Origin of the sequence: Pseudonocardia bannensis (assembly GCF_012911875.1) — a bacterium.
GTDB lineage: Bacteria > Actinomycetota > Actinomycetes > Mycobacteriales > Pseudonocardiaceae > Pseudonocardia > Pseudonocardia bannensis.
Genome location: NZ_JAAXKZ010000040.1, coordinates 25318 through 42746 on the forward strand (window position 1 = coordinate 25318; position 17429 = coordinate 42746).

Sequence of the window (17429 nt, forward strand, 5' to 3'; positions counted from 1 at the left end):
AGCCCGCCGGCGCACGGGTGCCGCGCTGACGTGGCCACTCCGGGTGGTGTCGGCCTGCGGCCGACCGGGTAGGCGGCCGTGGGCGCCCCGTTGAACGCCCCCGACCGTCGCCGGAGAAGCCGGCACGCTGCCGCCCCTGACCAGCCGAAGTGTCGAAGCCGGTCCACAGGGCCGGGAAGGAGGCACCGTCATCGAGCACCACCGTCCCGCCCGCCCGAGGCACCTCGCCGGCACTGCCGGTCACCGTCGTGGTGTTCGCGGCTCTCGGCACATCGGTCGTCGCCGGTTGCTGCGGCTGCTCGGCGGCGGTGCGGCAGCGCTGCTGGACGGAGGCGTGGCTCCGTCCTCTGCCGCGCCCTCTGCCGCGCCCTCTGCCGCCGGTGCCGTGGCATCACCGCGCCCCTCGTCCCGGGGCAGGGGCGCCGTCCCGGTGCGTGCCGAGTTCGTCGCCTGGGTCACCGGGCAGCAGTCCCGGAACCGCACCGGTGACCGCGCCGGCGTGTACGGCACCGACCTGGGCATCTGCTGGGCCGACGGCGTGGGTGGGGTGCTGGTCGCCTACGGCGACACGTTCGGGCGAGGTTGGTCGGGCGAGGGGGGTGCCGCCGGCCCGAGAGCCTCACACGAGGAGGCCGACTGGCGGAGCAACGTCATCGCACGGTCGGATGGTGGCATCCTGGCCGCCGGGATGCGGCTGGACTCGTGGCTGACCGACCGCCCCGGGCATGCCCGGCAGGTGATTCCCCGCGACGACCGGGCGGGAGTGCGCGAGTTCACCGTGATCCCGACGGCGGGGATCTCGGTCGGGCGACGGAACTTCCTGGCGTACATGTCGGTCCGCGATTGGGACACGCCGGGCCGGTGGCGGACCAACTACGCCGGGATCGCCTACTCCGACGACGTGGGGGAGACCTGGCACAAGCCCGAAGCGGCGCAGTGGTCGAACCTGCCCGACGGGTCCCAGGGCTGGCAGATGTGCGCGTTCGCCCGCGACGGCGGCTTCGTCTACATCTTCGGCACCCCCAACGGGCGGGGCGGGCCCGTCCGGCTGGCCCGCGTGCCGGAGAACGCGGTGCTGGACCTGAACGCCCACGAGCAGTGGACCGGAGCCGGCTGGACGCGGGACCAGTCCCGGGCCGCCGTGGTCATTCCGGCACCGGCCTCCGAGCTGTCGGTGATGTTCCACTGGGCGTCGGGCCAATGGCTGGCCGCGCACTACAACGAACACCTCGACGCGATCGTGGTCCACACCGCGCCGCGGGTCACCGGGCCGTGGTCTCCGCCGCACGTCGTGGCTACCGCGGCGGCCTGGCCTGCCCTCTACGGCGCGTTCTTCCACCCGGCCTCGGCCATGGCCGGCACGCCCTATTTCCTGATGAGCCAGTGGGGGCCCTACAACACGATGCTCATGCGGCTGCATCTCGGCACGTGAGTCGCGCTCGGCGCGCCGAGGGCACGGGCTGCGTCGAGGGGACCTGGAAGGTGGTCGGCAAGCTGTTCGCCCACACTGGCGGTGACGTGCCCGCGAAGGAGAGCGGCCCCCAGTAGCCCTCCTCGGCCACCTCGGCCACAGCCGCGTCTCCCGTCTGCTGCACCGAGCGGATGCGCCCGGTGGTTGCCCGTGGCGCCCGGCTCCTTGGCCGCCAGCTCGACGAACTCCGCGATGGGCATGCCGTAGCGGGTGCCTCCGACCGAGCCGAACATCCGGGCGTCCGGGTGCGACGCCTCACTGATCTTCGCTGCGTCGCCCTTCGCCTCGCCGTCGAGGAAGAGCTCCACGACACTGGTCGTGTCAGCCCTGCCCGCTGGTCGGCCGTTTCGCTGACGGTGCTCGGATGCGCGACATCGCAGGAGCGGTTCCGGTGCATCAGTGACCAACGGTCTTAACGGAGACGAGCCCCAGGGCGTAGCCACGGCCTGGCGCCGAGATGGCTACGGGGAGGCTGAGCACGCCTCGGTGGGGGCGCCCTCGATCACTGCTGGAGCAGAGTTCGGCAACGCCATCGAGCAGGTTCGTGGCCGCGTATGGGCCGCAGCTCGGCCGCGTACAGGCGGCAGAGGGCCGGTGACGGCCAGACGACGTCGGGGACGCTCGGACACCCTCGATCCTGCTCCAGCCGCGTTTGTCCAGGTGAGCGGCCCGAACGGGCCGGTAGGTGGTGGTGCCCCCGGTGCGACTCGAACGCACACTGGACGGATTTTGAGTCCGCTGCCTCTGCCGATTGGGCTACGGGGGCCCGGCGTGTCCCTCCCCACGAAGACGGGAGATCACACCGAGATGCCCACCTTATCCCGGTAGCCTGGACTCTTGCGTTCGACCCACCGCTGAAGGAGAAGCCCGGTGACCCAGCAGGTTTCCGAGGACAACCAGCACGCCAGCGAGGCCGGACCGGCCGCCGGCTGGCGAGTGCTCGTGGTCGAGGACGAGGCGTTGATCCGTCTCGACCTGACCGAGATGCTCACCGAGGAGGGCTACCAGATCGCGGGGGAGGCCGCCGACGGCGAGACCGCGGTCGCCCTGGCCCGTGAGCTGCGCCCCGACCTGGTGATCATGGACGTCAAGATGCCCAGGGTCGACGGCATCGACGCGGCCGCCGCGATCGTCGAGGAGAAGATCGCTCCGGTCGTCATGCTCACCGCGTTCAGCCAGCGCGACCTCATCGAGCGCGCCCGCGACGCCGGGGCCATGGCGTATCTGGTCAAGCCGTTCGCCCGGCACGAACTCGTGCCCGCGATCGAGCTCGCAGTGTCCCGGTTCGCCGAGAAGCGCGCCCTCGAGGACGAGGTCGCGACGCTCACCGAGCGGCTCGAGACCCGCAAGGTCGTGGACCGGGCCAAGGGCCTGCTGATGACGCGCCAGCAGATGTCCGAGCCCGAGGCCTTCCGCTGGATCCAGCGCACCGCGATGGACCGCCGGACCACCATGAAGGCCGTCGCGGAAGCCGTCGTCGAGGGGCTGGCCGCGCCCCGCTCCTGACCGTCACCCCTCCCCATTCGCGTTACGGGCCGCGACCAATTCGGTCGCGGTCCGTAGTCGTTCTGGCGCATTCCAGCGGTTCCGGTTGCGTTCTGATAAAGAGCCCCGTTGTTGTGATGACGACGCGTCACAGGTCACATAACGTCCGCCACGCTCTCGACAGCTGCGGGGGCTCGGCGGTGTTTCGGGGTCCGTCGTGGACGGCTCGAACGGCACGGAAGGACATCAGGATGAGTCGGAAGCGGACGGTCGTTGCGACTGCCGCGGTGCTCGCCGCGGCGCTCGTGCTCTCGGCGTGCGGTACGAACCGGACCGAGGCCGGCGGCGGCACCGGGGGGCAGTGCGACACCAGCAAGGGGACACTGGTCGTCGGCATGATCGCGCCCCTCTCGGGCGGTTTGTCCGCGCTGGGCCTGGGCATGCGCAACTCGGCCCAGCTCGCGGTCGATCAGGCCAACCAGAACTGCACCGTGCCCGGCTATCGCCTCGCCTTCCAGGCCGAGGACGACCAGGCCACCGCTCAGATCGCGGGCCAGGCCGCCACCAAGCTGTCCTCGGACCCGAACGTCGTCGGGGTCGTGGGCACCCTGAACTCCTCGACGTCGCAGTCGGTACAGCCGATCCTCTCCGGCAAGCAGATCGTGCAGATCTCGCCGGCCAACACGAACCCGACGCTGACTCTGGGCCAGGACCCCACGGGGAGCCCCGAGCGGCCCTTCCCCGGCTACTTCCGCGTGGCGACCACCGACCTCGTGCAGGGTCCGTTCGGTGCCCAGTACCTGGTCCAGAAGGCCGGCAAGAGGAACATCGCCGTGATCGACGACGGCAAGACCTACGGCGCGGGCCTGGCCGAGGAGTTCGCTCAGGAGGCGGCCAAGCTGGGTGCCACCGTCGTCGCCCGGGAGAAGGTCGGCGAGAAGGACACCGACTTCGCCGGCGTCATCACCCGGATCCGGCCGCTGAACCCGGACGCCGTCTACTACGGCGGCGAGTACCCGGTCGCCGGGCCGCTGTCGGCCCAGCTCGCGGCGGCCGGCCTGAACGTCCCGCTGATGGGCGGTGACGGCATCGTCGACAAGCAGTTCGTCGCACTCGGCGGGCGTCCCGGAGACTTCGCCACCAACGTCGGCGCGCCGGCCGCAAACCTGCCGAGCGCCAAGGCGTTCACCGACGCCTACGCCGCGGCGAACTTCGCGGAGCCCTTCAGCGCCTACGGCGTGCTCACCTACGACGCGACGAACGTGATCATCGAAGCGTTGGCGAGGGTCGTCGGAACCGGGACCTTCGACGACTCCCGGCGTCCCGCTCTGATCGACGCGGTCCAGCAGACGAACCTGGACGGCGCGAGCGGGAAGGTCGCCTTCGACCAGTACGGGGACACCACCAACAAGTTGCTGACGATCTACTCGGTCCAGGGCGACGACTTCGCGCCGGTGGAGACCGGCACCTTCCAGGAGAGCTGAGCCCCGCGCCCGAGCGGAGACTCGGGATCATGAAGAGTGTGACGGGGGCGGGCGTCGACCCGCCCCCGTCGCACGTCTGAAAGGCCGCCGATGGGACTCCTCGAGTCGTTCTCCACGCAGTTGACCCAATGCTTCGGCAGCACGTCGCCGCCGGTCTTCGTCTTCCTCCAGCAGATCATCAACGGGCTCGTTCTCGGCTCGCTCATCGGGCTGATCGCCCTCGGCTACACGATGGTCTACGGCATCATCCAGCTGATCAACTTCGCCCACGGCGAGGTCTTCATGGTGGGCGCCTACGGCGGGCTGGCGACGTTCACCTACCTGCTGCCGACCTTCGCCGCCCGCGAGTGGTACATCGCGCTGCCCCTCGTCCTGCTCGGGGGCGCGCTCATCTCCGTGCTGGTCGCCGTCGCGATGGAGCGTTTCGCCTACCGGCCGCTGCGCAACGCGCCCCGGTTGGCCCCGCTGATCACCGCCCTCGGCGTCTCGGTGGCGCTGCAGGAGGCGGTGCGCGTCTTCTACCCGAATGCCACCGCCGCGTTGCCGTTCCCGAACATCTTCGTGCCGGGGAGCCTGAGCTTCAGCGTCGGCGGCGGCGACATCGCGATCAAGTACTCCGGGATCCTGCTCCTGGTGGTGTCGCTGGTGCTGGCGATCGCGCTGCAGATCTTCGTCGACGGTTCCCGGATGGGCCGGGCGATGCGCGCCACCGCTCAGGACCGCGATGTCGCCCGGCTGATGGGCATCAACCCGGACCGGGTCATCGTGCTCACGTTCGTCATCGGCGGCGCGCTCGCCGGTATCGGCGGCGTGCTCTACGGCGGCTACCTCAACAACATCAACATCGACATGGGCTTCCAGACCGGCATCTTCGCGTTCACCGCCGCCGTTCTGGGCGGTATCGGTAGCATTCGCGGAGCCGTCATCGGTGGCCTGCTCATCGGTTTGGTGAAGTCCCTCGGTGGCCAGTGCCTTCCTGGCGGCACCGCCTACGACTACGTCTGGATCTTCGTGGTGCTGATCGTGGTGCTGGTGTTCCGGCCGCAGGGCTTCTTCGGGGAGACCGAGAGGGTCCGCGCATGACCACGACGCCGTCCCCGGACACGACCTCGCCGGCCGAACCCCTGTCGCCGCCCCCGCCGGCCGGACGGCTTGCGGCCCTCGCGCCGCGGGTCACCCTGCTGCGGGTGGCCGGTGGGGCGCTCGCCGTGATCGGCGCACTCCTGCCGTGGGCGACCTTCGTGCTCAACGAGGGCCCGTACCCGGAGAAGTCGACGCTGCAGTTCTTCGTGGCCCCGCTGGCCGTGACCGGGTTCCGGCTACACCTCGTCGTCCTCGGCCTCGCCACGATCGTCGTCTCGCTGGTGCCCGCGGTGCCGGCCAAGGGCCGCATCGTCCGCGCCCTCGGCTGGGGCATCATCGCGATCGCCGTGCTCAACGGCGCCTACATCGCCGTCGAGGGCGGTGGGGTCGGGGCGATCACGGCAGCGGGCGGCTCGGTCGCGTTCGGCTCCCTCGTGGCCTTGGCCGGCGGCGTGCTCGCGGTGCTCGGCGCCACGGCCGCAGGCCTGGAGCCGGTGCCGACCTGGACCTGGCGGCTCCCGACCTGGGCCGAATGGCTGCTGCTGGTCGTCGTCTACATCCTGCTGCTCCTCGTGGTCGCCGCCGTGCTCACCAGCGGTGGGCAGGGCGGCGTCGTGAATCCCTACGCCGGCGCGGTCTTCCTGTCCACGCTCGGCGCCGTCGGCGGAGCGCTCGGTGCGCTGCACGCGTCCGGGCTGCTCGGGTGGGTGGGCGTGGTGTCCGAGCGGCACCGGGTGTACAGCGTGATCGTGCTGCTCGCGGTGGCGCTGGCGCTGCCGCTGACCGGGGCGGGCACGGAGTACTGGATGACGGTCGCGGCCAATATCGGCGTCTACGCGGCCACCGCGATCGGGCTCAACATCGTCGTCGGCCTCGCCGGCCTGCTCGACCTCGGTTACGTCGCGTTCCTCGGCATCGGCGCCTTCGTCGCGGCCAACCTGTCCGGCGCGGCGGCCTCGCAGGTCGGCATCGAACTGCCGTTCCCGGTGGTCATGGTGATCTCCGCGGTGATCGCGGGGATCTTCGGCGCGATCGTCGGCTCGCCGACGTTACGGGTGCGCGGGGACTACCTGGCCATCGTGACGCTGGCCTTCGGCGAGATCTTCGTGCGCAGCGCGCAGAACAACATCGGTGGCCTCACCGGGGGCGCCAACGCGATCCCGAACATCCCGCCGGTCAGCGTGCTCGGTACGTCGTTCGCCGACCCGATCACGGTCGGGCCGATCCAACTCCCGTCCGGGGTCCTCTACTACGTCCTGATCGTGCTGCTGGTGGCTGCGGTCATGCTCGTGTTCGGCAACCTGAAGAACTCGCGGCTGGGCCGGGCGTGGATCGCGATCCGTGAGGACGAGGACGCGGCCCGCGCGATGGGGATCCGCACAGGTCCGATCAAGATCCTGGCGTTCCTCATCGGGGCGATGCTGGCCGGCCTCGCCGGAGCCTTCTTCGCCCACAAGACCGCGGTCGTGGCCTACGACAGCTTCCGGTTCCTGGAGTCGGTGACCCTCCTGGCGGCGGTCATCCTCGGTGGGATGGGCACCATCCCCGGGGCGGTGCTGGGCGCGTCGATCCTGTTCGTGCTGCCGGAGAAGCTGCGGGAGTTCTCCGACTACCGGCTCCTGCTGTTCGGCATCGCGCTGATCCTGATCATGCGGTTCCGGCCGCAGGGGCTGGTACCCGACCGGCACCGCCGGGCGGAGCTCGCGGCCGACGCACCCGGCGCGCCACCACCCCTACCGGCGACCGCACCGGTGCAGACGGCGGCCGCCGGAGGCGGGTCGTGACGGCGGAGGAGCAGGCGCTGACCAGCGGAAACACAGCATCGGACGACGTTTCGGCGGCGCCGGTCGGCGAGGTCACGGCCGCCCTCGCGGCCGCGATGGACCACACGACCGGGACCGGTACACCGATCCTCGAGGCGACCGGCGTCTCGATGGTGTTCGGTGGGCTCACCGCGTTGCGCGATGTGTCGTTCGCCCTCCACGAGGGCGAGGTCATCGGGTTGATCGGGCCGAACGGGGCCGGCAAGACGACCCTGTTCAACTGCCTGACCGGGCTCTACGCGCCGACCAGCGGGACCGTGGCACTGCGTGGTGAGCCGCTGCCGCAGGACCCGGCGCGGGTGACCGAGGCGGGCATCGCCCGGACGTTCCAGAACATCCGGCTCTTCCCGAGCATGACCGCGAGCGAGAACGTGCTGGTCGGACGTCACGTGCGGATGCGTCAGGGACCGCTGTCGTCGCTCCTGCACGGACCGCGCTTCCGGCGCAGCGAGGCCGAGGCCGCCGAGCGCACCGAGAAACTGCTCGCGTTCGTCGGGCTGACCAGGTTCTCCGACGAGCTCGCGCGCAACCTGCCCTACGGCGACCAGCGCCGTCTGGAGATCGCGCGGGCGCTGGCCACCGAGCCGTCGGTGCTGCTGCTCGACGAGCCGACCGCGGGAATGAACGCCCAGGAGACCGAGGCCACCCGGCAGCTGATCTTCGCGATCCGCGACCTGGGCGTCTCGGTGGTGGTCATCGAGCACGACACCAAGTTCATCTTCACCCTCTGCGACCGGGTGCTGGTGCTCGTGCAGGGCGAGATGCTCGTCGAGGGCACCCCCGACGAGGTCCGGGGCGATCCCCGCGTCGTGGAGGCCTACCTCGGCGCGCCGCCGGAGGAAGTCGAGGCGCAGATCCACGGGAGTGAGCGATGACGCCGTTTCTCGAGGTCCGCGACCTCACCGTCGCCTACGGGGCGATCCAGGCCGTGCGCGGGGTGTCGTTCACGGTCGAGCAGGGCCAGATCGTGAGCCTGATCGGCAGTAACGGTGCCGGCAAGACGACCACCCTGCGCACGATCTCCGGTCTGCTGCGGCCGGTCTCCGGGGAGATCCTGCTCGACGGCACGCCCATCCATCGCCGGCCCGCGCACGAGATCCTCGGGCTCGGCGTGGCACACAGCCCCGAGGGCCGGCGCCTGTTCGCCCGGATGACCGTCGAGGAGAACCTGCGCCTGGGCGCCTACACCCGGCGCGACGAGGCGGGCATCGTCGCCGACCTGGACCGGGTCTACGACCTGTTTCCGGTGCTGGGGGAGCGGCGGCGCAACAAGGCCGGGCTGTTCTCCGGCGGCGAGCAGCAGATGCTCGCGATCGGCCGGGCGCTGATGTCGCGGCCGAAGCTGCTGATGCTCGACGAGCCGTCGATGGGTCTGTCGCCGATCATGACCCAGAAGATCTTCGACACGGTCCGGGGGCTGCGGGCGGACGGGACGACGGTGCTGCTGGTGGAGCAGAACGCGCTGGCCGCGCTCGCGCTGTCCGACCGGGCCTACGTGATCGACCTGGGCCGCACCACGCTGACCGGGACGGGTGGGGAGTTGCTCGCCGACCCGCGGGTCCAGGAGGCGTACCTCGGTGAGGGCGTGAGCAGCTGACGGCGGATCGCCGCGAGGGCTCAGCCGATCTCGGGCCGGGTGTCGCGGTGCAAGCAGGTCAGCTTCGCGGTGCAGGTCCGGTGGCCGTGCTCGTCGGTGATCACGATCTCCGTCGTCGACGTGCTGCGGCCTACGTGGAGGGGGCGTGCCACGCCCGTCACGAACCCCTGGGTGGCCGACCGGTGGTGCGTGCACGTCAACTCGAGACCGACCGGGAAGCGGTCGGGCAGCGCGTGCAACGCCGACAGCGTCGAACCGAGCGTCTCGGCGAGCACGGCGTTCGCGCCGCCGTGCAGCAGACCGAAGGGCTGCCGGTTGCCCTCCACGGGCATCCGGCCGACGACCTCGTCCAGCGTCATCGAGGTGATCTCGACACCCATCCGGCTCGTCAGCAGCTCGGCCGCGTCGATGGTGGGGAAGTCGGTCAGGTCGGCGGGATTGATCGGCACGAGTGGCACTGTATGTCAGCCTCTCCGCGGCGCCGTCCGCGCCCGACCTCCTGACCGGGTCTGCACGCGACCCGGCGACGCGGAGGCGAAGGGGACCACGTGAGCCTCGGGTGAAGACGTCGCGGAACGCTGCAGCCGGCGGCCGGGGCGTGGGGCCGGGCGCCGTCCGACGGCCGCGGAGGGCGTGATCGTGACGAGTCGCAAGCAGCTCAAGGCCCGGGTGCGGGCACGGATGGCGCGCACCGGCGAGAGAGCTACATGACCGATTACCGGTACGTGGCCGGGGGCGGGGCCGCCCCCGGGCCGGTCGCGCCCGGCGACTACCGGTTGCGCGGCGGCGTGCACCCGACCCGACGGTGGGCGAGGGCTGGCTCCGGGTCTTCGCCGGCGGCCGCGGTTCCGGAGCCGTCCGCGGGGCCCGAGCAGAGCAGCCCGCGGGCCGCCGCGGGCTTGAGCAGCGCACCCCACCCGGTCGACAGCGGCCCGGCGAGGTCGGGTCGGCCCAGATGCGCGCAGATCGCGTCGGCGAGCCGGGAGCGGCTCATCGGCTCGGCGCTCAGCACCGCCCACCGCGTCGGTGATCGCGTGCAGCTCCGCAGCGGTGACGCCGTGCTCGCGCTCCCACGACGGCGGGAACCGGCGGGCGCGATTCGCGGTCGGTGAGGGCGCCGGTCCAGAGGTCGAGCTCGTCGACCGGCAGCAGATGCAGGGTGCCTCGCATGGCCCAGGTCCGGACGAGCGTGCGATCGGTCCAGAGCACGGCATCCAGGTCGGGCGGCGGTCAGGCGGTGCGCACCCCGGCGATCAGCAGGCTGCTGGAGGTGACCTGGGCGTGCACGCCGCACAGGCGCCGGGCGACCGCGACGACGTCCGGCGCCGGCGCGCCGAGCAACTGCCGCCGGGTCCGCCACCGGGTCACCTGCCGCCAGCTCACCCTCACGAACCGGATCTCAGCACACGAGGCCGACGGAAACCCGACTCGCGCACCTGGAGACCCCGACTCGCGAACTTGGAGACCCCGACTCGCGAACTTGGAGACCCCGACTCGCGCACCTGGAGACCCCGACTCGCGAACTTGGAGACCCCGACTCGCGAACTTGGAGACCCCGACTCGCGAACTTGGAGACCCCGACTCGCGCATCCGGAGACCCCGACTCGCGCATCCGGAGACCCCGACTCGCGCACCTGGAGACCCTGACTCGTGGGGATGAGCGGGGGTCAGGGGCGGCGGGTGCAGAAGATGGCGGTCCCCGGGAACAGCGCGCCCCGCAGCGGGGACCACTGCCCCCACACCGTCTCCCGTCCCTCCGGCCACTCCGGCTCGACGATGTCGGTCAGGACGAGGCCGGCGGCGACCACGTCGCGGACCCGGTCGCCGACGGTGCGGTGGTGCTCGACGTAGGTCGCGGCGCCCGAGGCGTCGATCTCGACGTAGGGCGTCCGGTCGAAGTACGACTGCGTGACGGTCAGCCCGCCGGGCCCCGGATCGTCGGAGAACATCCATCGCATCGGGTGGTTCACGGCGAACACCCACCGCCCGCCCGGTCGCAGCACTCGGGCCACCTCGCGCATGACCTGCCGGGGGTCGGCGACGAACGGGACCGCCCCGAAGGCGGAGCACGCCAGGTCGAACGACCCGTCGGCGAACGGCAACCGCTCCGCGCCCGCCTGGACGAGCGGCACGGCGACACCGGTCTTCTCACCCAGGGCGGCGGCGTGCCGCAGCATCCCGCGCGACAGGTCGAGCCCCACGACCCGGGCGCCCTGCGTCGCCAGCCAGCGCGCGCACGGCGCCGAGCCGCAGCCGACCTCCAGCACCCGCGCGCCGCGCAGGTCCGCCGGGTCACCGAGCAGGTGCGCCTCCGCCTCGCGCAGGCCCTCCGGGCCCCAGACGAAGTCGGCGTCGCCGATGTCGGCGCCGTGCTCGGCCAGATAGTCGTCGGCATCGGCGTCCCACCAGGCACGGCTCGCGCGCTCAGACTCGGCCGCGCCGACCGTGCGTCGCGCCACCCCGGCGGTCCCGAGTTCCTCCTCCGCACTCACCGTCGTATCGTCCCGGTGGCACGCGCGCTACCGGTTGGGGACCCGCATTGCCCTGCTGATCGGGTGCCGCGTAGCATGAAAAACGCACTGTGGTCAACGTGGCGCCCAGCAGTTCCGAGATCGGCCGGGCCGTCTGTTCGCAGACCGCCGACATACCGTGCGTCGCACATCTGCACTACAGAAATCGACCAGCAAGGGTGACCGCTACAACGTCACAGCACGACACAGCCAGCCAGGTCCGTACGACCACCCCCATATCCCTTACCGGAGCACCCCACTACATGTCCACCGACACCACCGCCGCCCCGACCACGCCGCAGGTCGCCGTCAACGACATCGGGTCGGAGGAGGACTTCCTCGCCGCCATCGACCAGACGATCAAGTACTTCAACGATGGCGACATCGTCGAGGGCACCATCGTCAAGGTGGACCGTGACGAGGTCCTGCTCGACATCGGCTACAAGACCGAAGGCGTCATCCCCTCGCGCGAGCTGTCGATCAAGCACGACGTCGACCCTGCCGAGGTTGTCGAGGTCGGCGAGTTCGTCGAGGCCCTCGTTCTCCAGAAGGAGGACAAGGAAGGCCGACTGATCCTGTCCAAGAAGCGTGCCCAGTACGAGCGCGCCTGGGGCACGATCGAGGCTCTCAAGGAGGCCGACGAGCCTGTTGAGGGCACCGTCATCGAGGTCGTCAAGGGCGGCCTGATCCTCGACATCGGACTGCGCGGCTTCCTGCCCGCGTCGCTGGTGGAGATGCGCCGGGTCCGCGATCTGCAGCCGTACGTCGGGCGCAAGATCGAGGCGAAGATCATCGAGCTGGACAAGAACCGCAACAACGTGGTCCTGTCCCGCCGCGCCTGGCTGGAGCAGACCCAGTCCGAGGTCCGCAGCGAGTTCCTCAACCAGCTCGCCCGCGGCCAGGTCCGCAAGGGTGTCGTCTCCTCGGTCGTCAACTTCGGTGCGTTCGTCGACCTCGGCGGCGTCGACGGTCTGGTGCACGTCTCCGAGCTGTCCTGGAAGCACATCGACCACCCGAGCGAGGTCGTCGAGGTCGGCCAGGAGGTCACCGTCGAGGTTCTCGACGTCGACCTGGACCGCGAGCGTGTGTCGCTGTCGCTCAAGGCGACCCAGGAAGACCCGTGGCGCCTGTACGCCCGGACCCACGCGATCGGCCAGATCGTGCCGGGCAAGGTCACCAAGCTCGTTCCCTTCGGTGCGTTCGTGCGCGTCGAGGAGGGCATCGAGGGCCTGGTCCACATCTCCGAGCTGGCCGAGCGCCACGTGGAGATCCCGGAGCAGGTCGTGCAGGTCGGCGACGACTGCATGGTCAAGGTCATCGACATCGACCTCGACCGGCGCCGCATCTCGCTGTCGCTCAAGCAGGCCAACGAGGGCATGACGGTCGACACCGAGTTCGACCCGACCCGCTACGGTATGGCCGCCGAGTACGACGACCAGGGGAACTACATCTACCCCGAGGGCTTCGACGTCGAGTCCGGCGAGTGGCAGGAGGGCTTCGAGGCCCAGCGCGAGGAGTGGGAGAAGCAGTACGCCGAGGCGCACGCCCGCTACGAGCAGCACATCGCGCAGATCAAGAAGGCCGCCGAGGCCGAGGCCGAGGCGACCGCCGAGGGTGCCGGCACCAACTACTCCTCCCAGGGCGGGGCGCCCGCCGAGAGTGGTGGCTCGCTGGCCAGCGACGAGCAGCTCGCCGCGCTGCGGGAGAAGCTCTCCGGCGGAGCGTGACCGTTCGCTGAACGATGCATGACCCGAACGGCCCCGGGCGACCACTGGTCACCCGGGGCCGTTCGGTGTCCTGACCGTGTGAACGGGATTGATCGTCCGGATCACGGTTCTGCTGCGTTCTGTCACCGAACGGGCGTGCCGCGAGAGTTGATCTAGTCTTTCGCTCTACGGTTGAGCACATGCGCGGCTGGGCGGCGCGTCGGGCGGTGACCGGTGCAGTCAGAGTTCTCTTCCTTTCCATCGTCGTCGGGGCGACGGCCGCCTGCGGGGGCGGGGCGGTCGGCTCGCCTGAGCTACCGGTCCCCACGTTCGCGGACCCCTCGGCGGTTGCCGCGGCCGGCTCGGCCGACTCCGACGGGGCCTTGCCGGACGATTGCGGCCGGCTGCTCTCGGTGGCGGACCTCTCCGCGCTGTTCGCCCGGCCGATCGACTCGGTCACGGTGCGGACGGTCCGCGGGGTCCCCGAGCCGTCGGTCGGACGCACCGGGCGCGTCGGGTGTCGCTACAGCGGGGTCGCCGATCCCCTGAAGGGCAGCACACTGCTCGACCTCAACGTGGGCCGCTACACCGATGCGGCCGCCGCGGCCAAACAGTGGCGGGTCAACAGCGCCGCCGAGCGCGCGAGCGAGGGCAACGGCCGTGAGGTGCCGATCGGCAGCGCACAGGCGATGATCGTGGAACGCCGCGACGAGACCGTGCTCATGGTGGCCTACGGCATCGACACCCTGACCTTCGTGCTGCCCCGTGCGGCGACGGGGCCCCGGCCGGCCGCCGACACGCTCGTCGACCTGGCGCTGCGTGTGCTGCCGCAGGTCGCGGCCACCGCACCGGCCACACCGACCCCTGCGCGGCCGGTCGCACCGGTGAGTGCCGCGAGGACGACCGCGCTGGACGACCGTGCGACCGGACGGCCCCAATCCTGAGCCCCAACCCGTTCGCGTAGCGTGATCGGAGTGCTGCGGGTAGGGCTGACCGGGGGGATCGGTTCGGGCAAGTCGACGGTCGCGCGCCGACTCGTGGAGCACGGGGCGGTGCTCGTCGATTCGGACGCGCTGGCCCGGGAGGTCGTGGCCGCGGGCAGCGAGGGTCTCGCGGAGATCGTCGGGACGTTCGGGCCGGAGCTGGTCGGCCCGGACGGCGAACTCGACCGGCCGCGGATGGCGTCGGTGGTGTTCGGCGACCCGGCCGCCCGGGACCGGCTCAACGCGATCGTGCACCCCCGGGTGCGCCGTCGCTCCGACGAGCTCATCGCCACTGCGCCCGACGATGCCATCGTCGTGCAGGACATCCCACTTCTGGTCGAGGGACGGATGTCGCCGGCGTTCCCACTGGTCGTGGTGGTGCACGCGGACGCCGAGGAGCGGGTCCGCCGGCTGGTCGGCAGCCGCGGCATGCCCGAGGACGACGCGCGGGCGCGGCTCGCGGCGCAGGCCGACGACGCGGACCGCCGCGCCGCCGCCGACGTCATCCTCGACAACAGCGGGACACCGGCCGAGCTGGAAGCCGCCGTCGACGAGCTGTGGGCCCGCAGGCTGGTGCCCTTCGAGGAGAACCTGCGGCTGCGCCGGACCGTTCGGAGCGGATCGCCGCGGCTCGTCGATCCCGACCCCGAGTGGCCGGCGCAGGCGGCCAGGCTGGCCGCTCGCATCGCGCTGGTCGCCGGCGATCGCGGGCTGGGCGTCGAGCACGTGGGTTCGACGGCGGTGCCGGGCCTCCCGGCCAAGGACGTCATCGACCTGCAGTTGGCCGTGCGCTCCCTCGACGACGCCGACGCGCTCGCCGGGGCACTGGGCGAAGCCGGCTTCCCCGCGCGGCCGGACATCGATCGAGATCGGCCGAAGCCGGTCGACCCGGATCCGGAGCACTGGGCTAAGCGCTTCCACGGCGGAGCCGACCCGGGACGGCTCGTTCACCTGCACATTCGCGAGGCCGGCTCGGCCGGCTGGCGCTACGCGCTGCTGCTCCGCGACTGGTTGCGCGCCGACGCGGGCGCCTGCGCGGAGTACCTGGCGATGAAGCGCCGCGCCGAGCGCGAGTGCGCGGACGATCCCGACCCGGAGCGGTACGCCGAGATGAAGGAGCCCTGGTTCGACGCCGCGCTCCCCCGGGCGGAGCGCTGGGCCGAAAGCTCCGGATGGCGTCCCCCTTTAGCCTGAACGGCGGTGCCGAATCTGTAACGCTCGTTGCTCGTTGTCCGATTGAGGGGCAGGGGGGATGGTGCCGGGCGCTCTGGGAGCGGCCGATGTGCTGAAGCGCGGGCACTCCGCGAGGGCGAGGGGGCGAAAGGTTGAGCGCGCTGGTCGAGCACCGTGCCGGGACCGGTAACGGCGGTTCCGACGAGCCGGCCGGGTCCGAGACGCACGCCGAGGAGCCCGGCGGATCCGACGCGCGCGCAGGCCGGCCCGCCGGGGCTCGTTCACGGGTCGCCGAGCGCGGCACGTCCGGTCCCGCCGTCGACGAGCGGGACGAGCCGGAGCCGGCCCCCGAGGAGCGCCAGGCGAGCGACGCCGACCACGACGAGCCGGAGACGAGCGCGGACGCGGGCGGTGAACCCGAAGCGAGCCTCACCGAACGGCACGAGGCCGTGGTGAGCGGCAGCGACCCGGAGGAGCCCGAGGCCGGCGGGTCCGGGGCGAGCGCCGACGATCGGGATGAGCCGGAGTCGGCCCCCGACGAGCGCCGGATGGGCGCCGCCGACCGCGACAAGCAGGAGACCAGCGCGGACGAGCCCGGGGCGAGCGCCGCCGAGGACGACAAGCCGGAGTCGGGCGCCGGGGAGGACGACGAGCCCGGCGCAGGCGCTGACGGACGCGACTCGGCGAAGAGCACCGACCCGGACGAACCCGGAACGAGCGCCCACGGACCCGACTCGGAGACGGGCGCCGCGGGGCCCGACTCGGAAGCGGACGCCGACGAGGGCATCGGGACCGGCTCGGGCGCCGAGGGGTCCGGTTCGGGCGCCGAGGGGCGCGACGGGGAGACCGGCGCCGCGGGGCGCGACTCGGAAGCGGACGTCGACGAGGGCGACGGGTCCGGATCGAGCGCGGCGGGGCCCGGCTCGGGCGCCGCGGGGCGCGACTCGGGGACGAGATCCGAAGAGGGCGACGAGCCCGAGGCGAGCGCCGCGGAGCGCGACGAGCCCGGAACGACCGCAGACCCTGGGTCGAGCGCCGCCGAGCCGACTGAACCCGAGACGACGGCGGTCGCGCTCGAGACGGGTGCCACCCAACCGGAGCAGCCGGCGACGGCGGCCACCGCGCAGTCCCCGGCGGTCGTCCAGGACCCGGCCACGGCGTCTCCCGCCGCGCTGCGCATCGACTTCGGTGCCCATCTCGAGGCCAACTACCAGCGCCTCGTCGCCCAGCTCTACGCGATCACACTGGACGCGGGCGAAGCGCATGACGTCGTCCAGGACGCGTACTCGAGGGCCTGGCGTTCGTGGTCGGAAGTCGGGCATACGGCCGACCCGACGGGCTGGATCCGCCGCGTCGCCGTCCGCTCGACCATGCGCAGTTGGCGGGCCGTCCTGTCGCGGATCGGCATGGGTCGGACGCAGCCTCCGCCCGCTGACACCGTGGATCCGCGCACGGCGGCGATGCTGGCCGCGCTGCGCAGGTTGCCCGCGGCCGAGCGGCGCAGTGTGGTGCTCTTCCACATGGTGGGCATGTCGATCGGCGACATCGCGACGCTGGAACAGGTATCGCTCGGAACGGTGCAAGCGCGATTGTCCCGGGCACGACGACACGTGGTGACCGAGGGGATGGCGGACATGACGCCGACGGATCTCGGTCTGTACGAGGAGGGCTCGTGAGCGATCCGCTGAACTGGGTGACCGAGGAGTTCCGGCGGCTGGACGACGAACTGTCGGCCGGGGTGACGCTGCCTCCGGTCGACGCCGTCATCCGGCGAGCCGGCTCCCTCACCCGCGCCAGCACGGCTGCTGCCGCGGCAGTGCTGACGGTGGGTGCGCTGGGAGGCATCACCGTCGTCGCGCAGGCCGCCACCCAGCCGGCCGCCGCGGTGCCGGCGCCGCCGGTCGCGATGCCGGCCGTCCCGACGTCCACCACCCAGACACCGGTGGCCCCGGCGCCGGTCGTCGCGCCTGCCCCGGCCCCGGCTCCGGTGGTCACCCAGGCACAGCGACGGGCCCGCCCGGTGCAGCGGACCCGGGTGCGCGTGCGGCCGACGCCGGCGCCGGTGGCTCCGGTGGCTCGGCCGGTCCTGCCCCCGGCCCCGCCCCCGGTCGCGC

16 protein-coding genes, 1 tRNA gene and 2 pseudogenes are annotated in these 17429 nt (G+C 71.8%); 12 read left to right on the top strand and 7 right to left on the bottom strand.

Going from position 1 to position 17429, the window contains the following annotated elements:
* Positions 1-430: 430 nt before the first annotated feature.
* On the top strand, positions 431-1432 hold the full coding sequence (locus HF519_RS13105) for a glycoside hydrolase family 183 protein (RefSeq protein WP_169413195.1): 1002 nt from the start codon (positions 431-433) through the stop codon (positions 1430-1432).
* A gap of 251 nt (positions 1433-1683) precedes the next feature.
* Here the strand turns inward: HF519_RS13105 and HF519_RS32850 are convergent.
* Together HF519_RS32850 and HF519_RS13115 are read right to left on the bottom strand one after the other, a co-directional pair.
* A pseudogene (locus HF519_RS32850) lies at positions 1684-1914 on the bottom strand (hypothetical protein); the annotation flags it as partial.
* Positions 1915-2160: 246 nt separating this feature from the next.
* A tRNA-Leu gene (locus HF519_RS13115) sits at positions 2161-2237 on the bottom strand.
* 104 nt (positions 2238-2341) lie between these two features.
* Here HF519_RS13115 and HF519_RS13120 point away from each other — a divergent pair.
* The 6 genes from HF519_RS13120 (at position 2342) to HF519_RS13145 (ending at position 8943) form a co-directional block, all read left to right on the top strand.
* Positions 2342-2977, top strand: a complete 636-nt coding sequence (locus tag HF519_RS13120) for an ANTAR domain-containing response regulator (RefSeq protein WP_169413196.1) — start codon at positions 2342-2344, stop codon at positions 2975-2977.
* A gap of 230 nt (positions 2978-3207) precedes the next feature.
* Positions 3208-4440, top strand: coding sequence for a branched-chain amino acid ABC transporter substrate-binding protein (locus HF519_RS13125; RefSeq protein ID WP_169413197.1), 1233 nt, complete (start codon positions 3208-3210; stop codon positions 4438-4440).
* 90 nt (positions 4441-4530) lie between these two features.
* Positions 4531-5523 carry a branched-chain amino acid ABC transporter permease gene (locus HF519_RS13130; protein WP_169413198.1) on the top strand — a complete coding sequence of 331 codons (993 nt, stop codon included), beginning with the start codon at positions 4531-4533 and terminating at the stop codon, positions 5521-5523.
* Positions 5520-7307 carry a branched-chain amino acid ABC transporter permease gene (locus tag HF519_RS13135; RefSeq protein ID WP_169413199.1) on the top strand — a complete coding sequence of 596 codons (1788 nt, stop codon included), beginning with the start codon at positions 5520-5522 and terminating at the stop codon, positions 7305-7307. Before HF519_RS13130 ends, HF519_RS13135 begins: the two co-directional genes overlap by 4 nt.
* Entirely contained in the window at positions 7304-8221 is a 918-nt protein-coding gene (locus tag HF519_RS13140) for an ABC transporter ATP-binding protein (RefSeq protein WP_312860085.1), read from the top strand. Before HF519_RS13135 ends, HF519_RS13140 begins: the two co-directional genes overlap by 4 nt.
* Positions 8218-8943 carry an ABC transporter ATP-binding protein gene (locus HF519_RS13145; protein ID WP_169413200.1) on the top strand — a complete coding sequence of 242 codons (726 nt, stop codon included), beginning with the start codon at positions 8218-8220 and terminating at the stop codon, positions 8941-8943. Before HF519_RS13140 ends, HF519_RS13145 begins: the two co-directional genes overlap by 4 nt.
* 20 nt (positions 8944-8963) lie before the next feature.
* Here HF519_RS13145 and HF519_RS13150 read toward each other — a convergent pair whose 3' ends face one another.
* The 5 genes from HF519_RS13150 to HF519_RS13170 all read right to left on the bottom strand — a co-directional run bounded on the left by HF519_RS13150 (position 8964) and on the right by HF519_RS13170 (position 11435).
* On the bottom strand, positions 8964-9392 hold the full coding sequence (locus tag HF519_RS13150) for a hotdog fold thioesterase (protein ID WP_312860086.1): 429 nt from the start codon (positions 9390-9392) through the stop codon (positions 8964-8966).
* A 320-nt stretch (positions 9393-9712) separates the two neighbouring features.
* Positions 9713-9955 (bottom strand): hypothetical protein, encoded by a 243-nt coding sequence (locus tag HF519_RS13155; RefSeq protein ID WP_169413201.1) that lies wholly within the window; start codon positions 9953-9955, stop codon positions 9713-9715.
* Entirely contained in the window at positions 9949-10161 is a 213-nt protein-coding gene (locus HF519_RS33300; protein WP_369009249.1) for a DNA glycosylase AlkZ-like family protein, read from the bottom strand. Before HF519_RS33300 ends, HF519_RS13155 begins: the two co-directional genes overlap by 7 nt.
* Before the next feature lie 12 nt (positions 10162-10173).
* A complete protein-coding gene (locus tag HF519_RS13165; RefSeq protein ID WP_169413203.1) occupies positions 10174-10326 on the bottom strand; it encodes a hypothetical protein in 153 nt (50 codons plus the stop codon).
* 284 nt (positions 10327-10610) lie between these two features.
* Complete coding sequence (locus HF519_RS13170) at positions 10611-11435, bottom strand: class I SAM-dependent methyltransferase (protein WP_169413204.1); 825 nt, start codon at positions 11433-11435, stop codon at positions 10611-10613.
* Positions 11436-11716: 281 nt separating this feature from the next.
* On the opposite strand from HF519_RS13170, the gene rpsA reads away from it, so the two are divergent.
* From rpsA to HF519_RS13195, 5 genes and pseudogenes are all read left to right on the top strand, one after another.
* The gene (gene rpsA, locus HF519_RS13175) at positions 11717-13180 is read left to right on the top strand and encodes a 30S ribosomal protein S1 (protein WP_169413205.1); all 1464 of its coding nucleotides are present in this window, start codon (positions 11717-11719) and stop codon (positions 13178-13180) included.
* Between the two features lie 179 nt (positions 13181-13359).
* Entirely contained in the window at positions 13360-14103 is a 744-nt protein-coding gene (locus tag HF519_RS13180; RefSeq protein ID WP_169413206.1) for a hypothetical protein, read from the top strand.
* Positions 14104-14133: 30 nt separating this feature from the next.
* Positions 14134-15336 (top strand): dephospho-CoA kinase, encoded by a 1203-nt coding sequence (gene coaE / locus HF519_RS13185; protein WP_169413207.1) that lies wholly within the window; start codon positions 14134-14136, stop codon positions 15334-15336.
* A gap of 131 nt (positions 15337-15467) precedes the next feature.
* On the top strand, positions 15468-16991 hold the full coding sequence (locus HF519_RS13190) for a sigma factor-like helix-turn-helix DNA-binding protein (RefSeq protein WP_169413208.1): 1524 nt from the start codon (positions 15468-15470) through the stop codon (positions 16989-16991).
* Positions 16988-17429: pseudogene (locus tag HF519_RS13195) on the top strand (hypothetical protein); the annotation flags it as partial. The gene HF519_RS13190 and the pseudogene HF519_RS13195, both read left to right, overlap by 4 nt.